At 58.2% G+C, this 12,888-nt stretch carries 8 protein-coding genes; 4 read left to right on the top strand and 4 right to left on the bottom strand.

Annotated elements, in window-relative coordinates:
- The first annotated feature begins 50 nt into the window (after nucleotides 1-50).
- Genes trbF through XH81_RS31670 form a run of 4 tightly spaced genes read left to right on the top strand, consistent with a single transcriptional unit; the run spans nucleotide 51 to nucleotide 3,208 of the window.
- On the top strand, nucleotides 51-734 hold the full coding sequence (trbF, locus tag XH81_RS31685) for a conjugal transfer protein TrbF (RefSeq protein ID WP_271596687.1): 684 nt from the start codon (nucleotides 51-53) through the stop codon (nucleotides 732-734).
- Nucleotides 731-1,765 carry a P-type conjugative transfer protein TrbG gene (gene trbG / locus XH81_RS31680; RefSeq protein ID WP_271596686.1) on the top strand — a complete coding sequence of 345 codons (1,035 nt, stop codon included), beginning with the start codon at nucleotides 731-733 and terminating at the stop codon, nucleotides 1,763-1,765. Before trbF ends, trbG begins: the two co-directional genes overlap by 4 nt.
- Nucleotides 1,762-2,973 (top strand): TrbI/VirB10 family protein, encoded by a 1,212-nt coding sequence (locus tag XH81_RS31675; RefSeq protein WP_271596685.1) that lies wholly within the window; start codon nucleotides 1,762-1,764, stop codon nucleotides 2,971-2,973. Before trbG ends, XH81_RS31675 begins: the two co-directional genes overlap by 4 nt.
- Before the next feature lie 4 nt (nucleotides 2,974-2,977).
- The gene (locus XH81_RS31670; protein WP_271596684.1) at nucleotides 2,978-3,208 is read left to right on the top strand and encodes a DUF2274 domain-containing protein; all 231 of its coding nucleotides are present in this window, start codon (nucleotides 2,978-2,980) and stop codon (nucleotides 3,206-3,208) included.
- A 189-nt stretch (nucleotides 3,209-3,397) separates the two neighbouring features.
- Here XH81_RS31670 and XH81_RS31665 read toward each other — a convergent pair whose 3' ends face one another.
- The 4 genes from XH81_RS31665 to XH81_RS31655 form a co-directional block, all read right to left on the bottom strand.
- On the bottom strand, nucleotides 3,398-4,303 hold the full coding sequence (locus XH81_RS31665; RefSeq protein WP_333913958.1) for a TauD/TfdA dioxygenase family protein: 906 nt from the start codon (nucleotides 4,301-4,303) through the stop codon (nucleotides 3,398-3,400).
- An 853-nt stretch (nucleotides 4,304-5,156) separates the two neighbouring features.
- Complete coding sequence (locus XH81_RS38625; protein ID WP_333913917.1) at nucleotides 5,157-5,465, bottom strand: FMN-binding negative transcriptional regulator; 309 nt, start codon at nucleotides 5,463-5,465, stop codon at nucleotides 5,157-5,159.
- A 449-nt stretch (nucleotides 5,466-5,914) separates the two neighbouring features.
- Complete coding sequence (locus tag XH81_RS31660) at nucleotides 5,915-6,301, bottom strand: hypothetical protein (protein WP_271596683.1); 387 nt, start codon at nucleotides 6,299-6,301, stop codon at nucleotides 5,915-5,917.
- Between the two features lie 377 nt (nucleotides 6,302-6,678).
- On the bottom strand, nucleotides 6,679-8,406 hold the full coding sequence (locus tag XH81_RS31655; protein ID WP_271596682.1) for a recombinase family protein: 1,728 nt from the start codon (nucleotides 8,404-8,406) through the stop codon (nucleotides 6,679-6,681).
- Nucleotides 8,407-12,888 lie beyond the last annotated feature (4,482 nt).

Here is a 12,888-nt window from a genome sequence, read left to right as displayed (position 1 = left end):
TCTATCGCAAGACTTGAAACCGATCACTCGATATCAGGGGGCAACCAGCGATGTTCAAACGACCATCAGTTCACTACGGGCGCATGCCCGAGCCGATTACGCCTTACCAAAAGGCAGCGCAGGCTTGGGACGAACGCATTGGATCTGCCCGCGTGCAGGCCAAGAACTGGCGCCTAATGGCGGTCGGCTGCCTGATGCTTTCAGCCGGTCTCGCTGGCAGCCTTGTGTGGCAATCGAGCCAGGGATCGATCACGCCTTGGGTAGTAGAAGTCGATCATCTCGGCCAAGCCCAAAGGGTTGCGCCGGCCAACATCGACTATCAACCTACTGACGCTCAGATCGCCTACCATCTGGCGCGGTTCATCGAGGACGTCAGAGGCTTGCCGGCCGACGGTATCGTTCTGCGCCAGAATTGGCTCCGGGCCTATGAGTTTACGACGGATCGTGGCGCGGCTGCGCTCAACGATTATGCACGCAACAATGACCCCTTTGCCAAGCTGGGCAAGGCTCAAATCTCCGTAGACGTCTCGAGCGTCATTCGCGCGTCTTCGGAGAGCTTTCGGGTCGCATGGACTGAACGCAGTTACGACAACGGTTCGCTGAGTTCGACCGAACGCTGGACAGCAATTCTCACGATCGCAATCGAGTCGCCGCGCGATGCCGAACGCCTGCGCAAGAATCCCCTTGGGGTCTACGTCCGCGCCATCAACTGGTCAAAGGAGTTGAGTCAGTGACCAAGACGCCGTCTGACGTTCATTCGAAGCATCCAGGTGCGCAAAGCGGGCTCAATTCGACTCGGCCCAAGTTCGTGTTAGCGAAGCGAGCAAGTTTCCACGCTCTCCTGCTTTGTTCGTCGATGCTTGGTGGATGCGCGACCTACATTCCGCCGGAGATCAGCTATGACGCTGAAGTTCCTCCGCTGCCGGCACCACCGGTGGCTCTCGACGACAAACCGAGACCGCTTCACGTTCCACCCCTCTGGAAGCCAGCTTTCGGCGGTAAGTCAGGAGGGAAGGAAAACGTAGAGCCGGTGAGCCGGGTTGAGATGGCAAACAGTGCGGCCCGTGTTGAACCGCGCAAGCGCGGGTATTTCAACGCGGCGCAAATCTACGCCTACAGTCCCGGGGCGCTTTATCAAATTTACGCCGCACCGGGGCAGATCACGGATATCGCGCTACAGGAGGGAGAACAGTTGACGGGATCAGGGCCGATCGCGGCCGGAGATACCGTACGCTGGGTCGTGGGCGATACCGAGAGCGGGAGCGGCGACACACGGCGCGTCCATATCCTGGTCAAGCCGACCCGAGCTTCGATCGAGACCAACCTGGTCGTCAATACCGATCGGCGGACCTACCTGATCGAACTGCGCTCCCGCGAGCGGCCATATATGCCATCCGTTGCCTGGTACTATCCGGAAGCAGTGCGCGAGCAGTCGCGTTCAGTTGCTCTGAAACCCGTTCTTCCGGAGCCGGCGCGGCGCATCTCCCGCTATGTCATCGAAGGGGACAGTCCACCCTGGCGGCCGATCGCCGCATATGACGATGGCCGCAAGGTCTATGTCGAATTCCCGCAAGGCATCGTGCAGGGCGAGATGCCACCGCTCTTTGTCATCGGCCCGGAGGGCAAGACCGAGCTCGTCAATTATCGCGCCTACGGTAACGTATTGATCGTCGATCGGCTGTTTGCAGCCGCCGAACTCCGGCTCGGCGGTGAGCACCAGCAGAAGGTCCGTATTGTCCGGACCGACGGAAGGCCGTCGTCATGAACACCCGCAATGGAAACGATCACGAGAAAACGGTTCCACCGGAGACACAAGTGGAGCGGTCAGAAAGCTTCCGCTTGAGAGCAGAGCATCCACGCGTGACGCGGTTGTCGCGGAACCTCTTGGCCGGCGGGAGCGCGGTCGTCCTGCTTGTCATAGGTGGGGCTGTGCTGTGGTCGCTGCAGCATAATCGCTCCCGAAATCAGGCGGCGGAGGAGCTTTATAGCACAGACCACCACAATGTTGCCGACGGTATTACGACCCTGCCGAAGGATTATGCTGGCGTTCCGCGCCAGCCAATCCCGCAGCTTGGTCCGCCGCTCCCCGGGGACCTCGGTCGACCGATCCTTGCCGCTCAAGGCCAGTCGCCGGCGATTGGCGCTTATCCGGACCAGCAGCGCCGGGATCAAGAGACCGAGGCAGCCCGCACCAGTCATCTATTCGCTTCGACGAACGGACGTGAAGTACGTCCGCCCACCGCGGCGCTTGTTGGAAGCGATCGCGTCGTGCCATCGAATCCAACGGGGACCGGGGATGACGCATCTGCACAAAGCGGTCAGGACCGAAAGCTTGCCTTCGTGAACGCCTCCGTGGATCGCCGTACGGTCAGCGCTGACCGCGTCACCAGGCCCGCCTCACCATACATCGTGCAGGCCGGGACGGTCATTCCGGGAGCGCTGATCACAGGGATTAGATCAGATCTTCCAGGCCAAATCACCGCGCAGGTGACGGAAAACGTATACGATACGCCCACCGGTCGGTTCTTGTTGGTACCGCAGGGCGCGCGCCTGATCGGGGTATACGATAGCCAGGTCACTTTCGGCCAGTCCCGCGTCCTGCTCGTCTGGACACGGCTGATCATGCCGAATGGACGGTCGATCGTTCTCGAGCGGCAGCCTGGCGCTGACACTGCCGGATACGCAGGTCTCGAAGATCAGGTCGACAATCACTGGGGCGAGTTGTTCAAGGCTGCGGCACTATCGACGTTTCTGGCGATCGGGACCGAACTGGGCGCCGGCTCGGACACCAATAGCAACGACAGTGCAATCATCCAGGCATTGCGACACGGCGCGTCGGACTCACTTAACCAGACGGGGCAGCAGGTGGTTCGCCGCAGTCTCAGCGTCCAGCCCACTCTAACCGTGCGACCTGGCGTCCCGGTTCGTGTTCTTGTCAATCATGACCTCATACTTACACCCTATAGAGGGTAACAAAATGCCAAAACTAAAAATAGGAGAGCTTCCAGACGACAAGCCGGTCAAAGTAAGTGCGGAGCTGCCTGCGGCGGTGCATCGTGATCTCATTGCATATGCAGAAGCGCTTACGCGTCAGGGTGGTCAAGTGGTCGATCCGACTAAACTCATCGCCCCCATGTTGGCGCGCTTTATGGCCACTGATCGAGGATTTTCTAAGCTGAAACGTGAAGCCGCTAGCGAAGGACAGTGATGCTCCAGTTTCCTCGAAGCCGTCGGTCGACGCTAAATAGCTTGCATGCATCAAGCTAGGCGCTGCCGAGTTGGCCTTAAGAGCTGAGATATCGCGTCCGAAAGTGTGTTTTCGCGTTTACCTTAAACAAGTCCGATTGCCAGATTTTCTCGATTTTCAGACGCGAGAGCGCTGGGCGTCGTCGTATAGTCATTCGGTCACCTTCAGGCGCGTTACACTGCTCCGGCCATCGACGCTGACAGGCACCTCACCCTCGATCGTGGCCCGACGTACGACGCGATGCTGGTTCCCGTAATCGTTGACCGCATAATGCTGCGTTGCGCGGTTATCCCATATCGCAATATCCCCCTCTAACCAGTTCCAGCGCACAGTGTTTTCGGGCGCGGTGATGTGAGACTGAAATAGGTCGAACAGCTTTTGTCCGTCGTATTTGGGGACATCAACAAACTGCTTCACCAAGGCGCCGAGCACTAGCGTCCGCTCGCCTGTTTCGGGGTGGACGCGTACGACGGGATGCTCCGTCTCAAAAACGGCTTTGGTGAACACCTCGTCAAAGTGCTTCTTGTCGACCTCGCGGAGACGCGCGATCCCAGCGTAATCGAAAACGTTGCTGTGAACGGCCCATAGGCCCTCGGCGAGCCGTTGTAGGGGCGACGGCAAACCAAGATAAGCGGCAGCTGTGTTAGACCACACGGTGTCGCCTCCGAACGGTGGCATTACCACGGCCCGCAGGACCAAGATCTTGGGATAGGCGTCGGCAAAGGTCCCATCCGCATGCCAAACGTCGGCGCGACCGCCACCGCGAGTGGAGTCCAGTTCGAGGAGCGACGCCCCCTTGGTAGCGCCGAGTATCGGATGTGGCACTAGCTTTCCCAGACGAGCGGAAAAGCGCTCCTGCTCGGCGTCATTGAGATGTCCTTGATTGCGGAAGAAGATCACCTTGTGCTCTAGCAATAAGCTGTTGATCGCAGCTATCGCGTGATCCGGTAGATCGCCTGATAGCTTGATATTCTTGACTTCGGCACCGATGCGCGCTGCACGTTTCACAATATCCGCGCTCGGAATGACGCCACCGATCAAAGTCATTGCGCTGATCTCGCTTTTCCAGGCCCTGGCAGGTCTCCCGCCCCCCTTGGAGCGAATGATCTTCAGCAAGCATCGTGCCAGAAAGACCAACATGTCCTCGACAATAGGCACTGAACGAATCGTGGTATTTGCCGCGAGTCATCGAACGGCATCGTGCCAAATCAACCTGTTCGAGAGTATTTGCTGGTCTACATGTCTCGGATGGTCATAGCGGGTATGTCCGCGATGTGAATCAGCTGACCGTTCCTCAAGGATGAAATGCGGGTGGAAAGCGTGACCATTTGCTGCTTTGTGGCTCTGTTTCTTGATGGATCATTTTAGGCAATGGCCATACCAGGCGGCGCTGGGCAAGCCATAACGCCGAATGGGCTTTTCGAGAGTTCGCTACTGCCAGCTGTACTCGACCTGACACGGGATTTGGGCTCTGTCGGAATACCGACAACTCTCCACATACTTTAGTAAGCTCAAGCTGACTGTTCCATTGGCGAATTCGCGAGTTAATTGACGACCCGAGGTAATGTCCCGTAATGCCGATGGAGCCCGTGAGAGTTGCAGATGTAAGATCGCTCTCTTTCGAGCGGCGCTCTTGGCGGCAGTTATGCACATTATCGTCTCGGTCCTGAAGTAGGATAAAAGCTGCAATTTCCTGGTCCTGCGTCAGTTTGCTCGCCGCTAGGCGGGTGGAGAAACGAATACGATCAGGCACGGGCGGTGGCTCATCTTGCGCTTGCCTTCTATCATGGTAAACGCGATGAAATCCGCGGGAGCATCGCTGACCGCCCACGGCGTCGCACGTCACGTCTCATGGAGATTCGTCAGTCGCGTCACGATCTGAAGCGGGCGATTGAGATTCTCGAAGAATTCAATCGGCCCATTGGCGTGGACTGCGATGTAAATTCCATGTCGGCACCATATGTTCGGCTTGTGGCTTGCTGGGAGACCAGGATGGCGTCTCGCAAGCCTCTGCGCCAGTAAAGATCGCCAGAGCGGTCCGATCGGGCAATGCGCGATTGCGGATTGCTAAGTTCACTTCGCCGGCGGCTTGCCCAGCGTCTTTGTCTACTGGACAATAGACCGAGCCGCCGCCATGGTGCGGAACGTCGTGGCACCGGCGGTAGGGCTGGTCCACAGCGGCTCCTGCGGTCGTTTGTTCCGTAATGTCCGGAAGCATCCCAATTTCCAGGAAACGGATGCTTTCTCGGGCACTTAAGCGCTGTTAGCGGAACGACCGTACAGCTATTCGTGAGGCTTATGGGCACGGGGGCCCCTTGGCACGTCGCTGCCTCACTTGGGCGCAGTTCTCTTGATCTTTCTCAAGCGATGCCCCTTCTGCAGCAGTGGAGGAGGCGCGCCTGCCGCGCAGCGCTGGCAAAGGCGTCGTGGTCGACGATTCTACGACGGATCAGCTTCGGGCAAGGCCAGGAAACTGAAATCGCATCCAACTTCCAGGGGTCCGGCGAGTACCGTGGTTCAAGAGCCGCCCCTCCTCATTGCCTCGATGCTGGCTCGGGCGAGCCCCCAATCGTCAGACTTCAGAAGGGCAACTTCCACACGAAATAGAGAAGCGCAGCGATTGCCACCCAGAAAAGTATGCCGCGGAAGATGAAAGCGAGCGCCATTTTAATCGACATCTTGCCCAAGCCGCTGCGCCATGGCGATTCCATCGATCGCGTCTGCCAGCCCTTCCAAGAAAGTCCGATACCACGCGTCATCGTCGGGAAGGTCCCATTCTTGTAGGCTGCCGACGTAACGCGTCAGAGCAATCACGCCTGCGATCGTGGTTGGGGTTGAACGGATGAGCACGTTCCCATGCTCCGCGAGAGCACGGTTCCTTTGACAGCTGATTTCGTCGGCGGCATCAAACTCGGGTCCCGAATCGAGCTTTGCCGATACGGACAGGGCCGCATCGTAATGTGCCAACAGCTCGCGATGTCGCTCGATCACTAGGAAGGTTAGATCCCGATCGGCTGCAGCAGTCGACTGGGGAGAAATTTCCTGCGATGACAATGTTGGCCCCAAGCAAGTAGCAGGGCTACGTTAGCATGGTGGCCATGATGATAATCAGCGTAGAAGGTCCTTCATCTGCGGTATTTCTGCTCGATCGTCTTGGCATTCAGGCGAGGTCAACCAGCTCCATTTGGGGTCGAGACGTTTCGCGCACGAGGCGCGCCTTACTCGCGGGAAAACGGCCCTGCTCGATCGTTTTGGCGTACATTACTGGCCTTTCAAGCGTCGTCATTTATGAATGCCACCAGGTGCCAGGGCGGAGATCCTCGCACAGCCGGCTTGGGGTGTCCTCGCACCGTTGGTGGAACCTCGTCCGCGTCGTGTGAAGGCGACACCACCACATCGGGTATTCGGCGGCAGGCCCATTCAGCCATCCTTCACGGATCATCCGGTCTGAGCCGGAGTGACGACGCAGTTGAGGCGTCGACGCCGGCGGTGGGATCCCTCCGCAAAGTCTTACGCGGACGGTTGGATAAGATATCGTAGGTTTGGTCGGTGTGGGGGTCTCCTTTGACTTTATTTGGATAGGCCTTTTCGCCGAGCAGGGAGTTCAGCCGGCCTGCTATCTCGACGGCTAAACCACCTGGGCGTCCTGGTTGGCGGAGCACGGTGACCGTCTCGACCAAGTCTCTAATGGCTTCCGCGGCCTCTCCGTCGCCCGTACTGACACCTTTACCCACTGCTTCTTCAAGCCGACCGAGTTGCTCCTCATATCGTTTTAGGATGGCCGGATGCAGCGCAATTTCGTTCGGGGCGGGTGGTTCGCTTTGCAACTCCTCAGATATCCGCTTTCGTTCGGCATCTAAGGCAGTCGATCGCGGCCCGAGAACAGACGGATTGCCATGTCCCTTCGCGATCGCATCGACCAGTCGTTCGATTTCTCGAGTCAACTGCCCTAGCTGCTGCTCGAGGCGGTGTCGCTTTGCCTGTGATGTAGCTAGGAGGCGCTTCCGCTCCTCCAGATACGTTCGTACGTATTCCGAAAACACCTTCGGTGCACGCAGTTCGGCCCTGAGCCCGCTGAGGACTGCACTCTCGACCGCATCTAGATAAAAGGTCTTTGCATCAGAACATGTGCCGCTCTCTTTCGACGCGGAGCAGCGAATACGAGTGCGCCCTGACTTATCGCGTCCATTGGTTGCCATACCCGAACCGCATGAGCCGCACCGGAGCAGTCCGGATAGCATCCGACGAGGCCGACGTTGGTGGCTGGGGTGGATGTGACCGCGCTCTTCCTTGCGTTGCTGAGCAGCCGTGAATAGCTCTGGATTGACAATTGCAAGATGCGGCACTTCAGCCATCTGCCAGTCACTCTTCGGATTAGGTCGCGACAGGCGTTTTCCCGAGTCGGGGTCCTTCACCATCCTGACCTTGTTCCAGACAAGGCGCCCCACATAAAGTTCGTTTAGTAGAATGCCGGCGCCCCTCTCATGATTGCCATTGATTGTTGACGCATTCCAACCTCGTCCCCGCGGAGGAGATACCCGCTCGTTGTTGAGATCATGCGCGATTTCCCGAGGCGTACGGCCGTCCACGTATTCCTGAAAAATGCGCCGGATCACTTGTGCCTCGGCCTCGACAACCACTCGTTCACCACTTCTTCCAGGGACCGCTGCGTATCCGTACGTCAGGCCGCCACCAGCCAAACCTTGCTTAACCCGCCCCGCTTGGCCGCGACGCACTTTGTGCGCATTGTCCTCGCGATAAAGTTGTCCGACCAAGCCGCGAAGGCCCACCAGCACAGTGTTAACGACGCCCTCGTGGACCGCCCGGATCTCGATCCCGAGAAATGACAGCCGCTTATGAATGCCAGCCAGATCTTCCATGTCGCGAGAGAGGCGATCGAGCGCTTCGACGATCACTACGTCAAAGGATCTCTCCCGCGCCTGGTCCAACATCTGTAGCAGGCCTTCGCGGCCCATGACAGACCCGCCCGAACGAGCCCGATCTTCATGGGTACTGACAACAATTAATCCTTCACGCTCGGCATAGCTTTGACAAAGTGAAAGCTGATCCTCAATCGATCGCTCGTTCTGAAGATCGGTTGAGAATCGAGCATAGATCGTCGCTCTTTTCCTCGTTTCGATCGATGAGCTGTCTTTCATGATCCTCCCTCGCGGCCACACGGGCAAGTACTCGCGCGAGACGTAAGATCGCCTTGTCTGGATTCGTCGGCAAGGAAAATTTGCAATCGGCCTCCCCCACGATCGAACCTCTAGGTTATCGCGCAGCTCAACGAGGTGCACGCACCTGCGCTGGCGCCAGTCGACAAGACGACGTGGGGCGAACTGATCATCTCGAGCATCCTTGCTCGGATCATGACCAAGTGTAACGCCCTCCATGAGCTCGTCGTGCAATCGGATGCCCAGGCGAAGAAAAAGATACGAGCGAACGGCGTTGCATGGAACTGATACTGCTAGGAACCGCACAACCTCTCCATTTAGCCAAGACCGAAATGGAAATCCCGGGCTTCGCCACAGGGCTCTATTTCCGCCGTCGAATTCGCCACCAGTTCGGCCGATTGGAGTACTTAGCTAGACCGTGGGCGAGGAGGCGGTGGATGGTTCAACCGTCCTTAAGCAGGTCTACCTAGCGAGGGGAAATGGCCTTCGCCGTTCTCGCAACGTTCAGACATACTGCTATGGCTCGACCTATGGCCTGGATATTGCGTCTTTGTCTCCAGGTGCGCTCCAATGATGCTGAAGTCGGGAATCGGATGCGTGGCTAGGGTGAACAAGCCAGAAGCTCATTGCCCCCTCGCGATAAGCGGCTTCAGGATTGGGTGCGGGGGCAGGGGTGGTCGGCACAACGCGTCAGTTTCTCCCTCGCAAGCCAGCTCAGCCGACCAAATCTGGCAGGTGCCTTGCGGGACGTCTCGGCGATAAAAGGCAGGGCGCCCCGGGCAGCCGCCCAAGGGTGCGAGGTGGCAGCGTTGCAGTACCGCGGCGCTGGCGAGCGAAGTTAGTGGCGCACGTGATAGGGACAGCGCTTTCCGAGGGCCTCTTTGACGAGCGCCGAGTCACATCGTCATTTAACTCCGCTGGCAGCGCGGAGTTGGCGGTTTCAGAGCTTTGAACAGCGCGGAGAGCCGGCCCGCGCTGCCTCCCCTCTAACTCTAAACCTTCTGGGCTCGGAATACCTCAGCACACCAATGGGTGAGCCATGCCCGATCCTGACCGTCGATTGCTGTGAGCCAGAACCTTGCGATGTTCTCGCGATCTGCTGCATAAGCCGGCGGACACGTTCCCTGGCAAGCGTCAGCATGAGTCGAGGCGGCTGCCCCATGTCGAGCGCCGCTGAGATCGCATTTGTCACCAATGGACGGTTTCTCTAATCTGGATCAGAGACGTCGATTGGCGCCTTCTCTCCAGAGAAGGCCGAATTATCCTGGTGCCGCCAAACGCCGCCGATTGCGGTTCGGCAGGCGACGGATCTTTACCGCGCGTACGAGACATCGCAGTTTTTGGCGAGAGCGAAGAGGCAAGCGCGTAAATCAAATGCCTATCTGATCATTGCGCAGCTACAGGGTCCTTTTCGATCGTCTTCGCCGAACAGATCATGGCACGGCGCTCAACGACGGCGGCAGCACGCGCGTATTTTCGCAGCCGATCCCGCACATTCGCACTCTTCGATGTTGCGAGTTGTTCCGCCGAGTCTCGGCGAAGCAAAATGGTGGCACGCCGTTGAGGAACCGGCAGACGCGAATTCAAAGCTATGCTGAGCACAAATAACATCAACGCTGATCGCCCGCAGCCTCACAGAGTGAGGCCGCGCGTTCTCGGGGATCCATCGCGAAAGATCCTGCGGGAATTCGGAGCCACGCGCTCACTGTACGCCAGAGGCGCGACTGCACTGCGGCACGCACAGCCGTCATTGCGTTGCTCGTGTGGCTTCATTTTGGGAACGCAAGCCGTTTGGTCGCTCGCGAGAGAATGAATTGACCGATGCTTGGTGAAAGAAGAGCATGCAGACGCTTGCGCCTCTACAAAATCAACCTCTGCCCGACATCGAGCTGTTCGGCGCAAACTTTATCGCGCAACTGCGCTCCAAAAACGGCAGGAAGCCTGCCGCAGACGCTAGCCCGAGGGACAAACGCCTGGAAGCCAACGCTCGCCGCCGCAAGCCGTGCTGGCCATACCTTGGTCTCTCGCAAAGCAAGGCCAGCGTAGAAGCGCTGGGCTACGAGACCTTCGCCAGAATGGCGAACAGCGCCCGGAGCTATATCGGGGACAAAGGCCGCGGTGTAGTGAGGGAGCTCCAGTGCTTATACGCAAAGACGCTCTGGATAACGGCGTTACGGAGCGACCGATACCGCCGAACCCCGCGAAGCCTGCTGCCTTCATGCAAGGTAGTTCAACGCGGCGTGCTTGCTCATTCGCCGCCGTGCTGTGCATGACTACCAATGCTGGTAGGTTACCCGAGCCCACTCTCTCTCTAAAGTCCCACTGTACCCTGAGGCGGCGGGCCTCACGGGAAAGCCGGGTGGGTTAGCCTTGTGATCCCCCGAGGCTGACTACTGAGCCAGCGGTACGTGATAGGGACAGCGCCTTCCTTCCTCCAATGGGGGGGGTGCCGAGTCATGTCGCCCCCAGCGTTCCGGCGAAGCGGATGCGACAGATAGCGCATTTATCCACCCTCCCTGGTGGACATCGGCGCCGAGTCGCATCCGCGCTCTTTCTCTCGAACTCGCTAATTGCGTCTAATTTTCGCGCCTGACAGGGAGGTAGGCTGACGAGCTCATTAAGCATTTTGACGAATCGAAACCCAATCGTCCTCCACACGCGAACCCAGCGTGGAGCACGAGCCGGTAACGGCGCGAGGTATTCGAATTCGAAAGCAAGTGTGCGCAATCCGAATGGCCAATCCTGCATCGAAGAGCCCACGAGCCAGGGGGCGTGAAGTCATACGGCGATCAGTCATTAAACGCGCGGTGGATTGGGTGAGTGTCAATCCGGCGCGTGGTCCCAATGCGGTTGCCGCTCATCGCAAGCGCGCCGAATTGCTGATCTGAGGCGTAACGGCGATATCGCTGCCAGCGGCAAGCGGCCCGCCCACATGCTCACCTTCATTATTTGATTGCGCAGGTCTGTCAGCTTTCGGTAAGCCAGCCCCGATAAAAAAGCGTTGGGTTTAACGGGGCTTGGCAGGGACAGCGCATGAGCTGAAGGACCACCATGTGCCGAGTCACGCTTCCGTTAAGCTCATTGCATTGCGGATGCGGCAGAGTGGTGCCTCATGATGCCCCCCCAGGCTGCCAGGCGCCGAGTCGCGTCCGCAATGCGCTCACAACTCGCAGGTTAGTTCTCCTCTCGATTTCGATCGTTTTTGCAAGCAATCAGCTTCTTGCCGCTGCTTAAAGCTCAGTTTGGAGCAGTTAGCTGGGTGGCAGGGAAAGCGTTGCCAACTGCATGCGTGGCGAAAAAGTGCTGATTCATGTTCTGCTAGTTCAACAAGCAGTCCGGGCGGGGTAGGGACAGCGTCTGCTCCAGCGCAACCAAACGGCGCCGAGTCGCACCCACACTGCTTCCGATCAATTTTCGCCAACACTCAGGAAGGGAAAGGAGAGTGCTTTGGCTTAGTCCGGTGCGCTGTTGTCTTGATGCAATTGTGTCCGCCACGTGTGGCAACGACGACGCACGCAGCGTCGTCGATTCTTCAACGCGGTACTTCCTGTCGCGGCTTTCAAGGTCTCGGATAATCTTCTCATTCTATCGCGCTTCGTCTGGACTTGCCCTGCCAACATTCTTGCGCCTCTCATGTGCGTTCGGCCTGACATTGTCTTTTATGCACTGTTTTCTATCTACGCCCACGTGTCTGGTCATGCTGGTGTCTCCAATCGCTTTAAGGCAAAGGCCCAGTTTAGAGGGGCGACGATGAGATGGGGCCGACCTATTTTGGTAGGTGCCCTTCATTACTTCTCGCAGATATAACTTAGTCACCCTTGAGAATTTGAGCCTCATGGGAGCAAAGGTGGCCAGCCCCAGTCCTTGTGACCGGGTTGGCCGCCAGCGCTTGCGACACCATGCCCAAGGCAGCTACAGGCCAAAAATGCATATATTGGAGCGGCATATCACGACCCTGCGGTCGCAAGCGCTTGCGGTGCTTGTAGCCAAGCAGGTCCGTGCCTCCGATCAGTCTCTGGGACTATCAGATCGCAAGGTCGCCACATTGAACATGGACGAAGTCCAGGCAATGCTAACCATACTCGATTGCATGAAACCCAACCTGCGGCCGAAGGAAGCACGGCAGATCGCTGCGCGCATACGCGCGCTTTTAGAGGGGGCGCATGAGTGTCAGCCGGTTCGGGTAGCATGTCTGTGAGCCCCCTAGTGTGAGCTCTCGGTAGGTTGTCCAACAGGTCGTGAACGAGGAAGCTGGAGTTAGCGAAGCTTTAGCCCACTCCTGGAGAATTGATAGGCACGCATAAGGATGCGGCTCTGACGCCGAGAGATCGGGAAGCCATGGTCCCGAGCGTGAGAGCCTGACAAAGGCCAACCGCGCTGCAATTCAGGCCAAGTCCGTCGCCAAGTGGGTCAAGCGTTCCGCAAGGGCAGGTGTCAATAGCGTGATCGCTCTACAAGGTTTCT

The sequence above is a fragment of the Bradyrhizobium sp. CCBAU 25360 genome, from assembly GCF_028128695.1.
GTDB lineage: Bacteria > Pseudomonadota > Alphaproteobacteria > Rhizobiales > Xanthobacteraceae > Bradyrhizobium > Bradyrhizobium ottawaense.
Note: the sequence above shows the minus strand (reverse complement) of the source record. Positions and strands in the feature narration are given on the sequence as shown.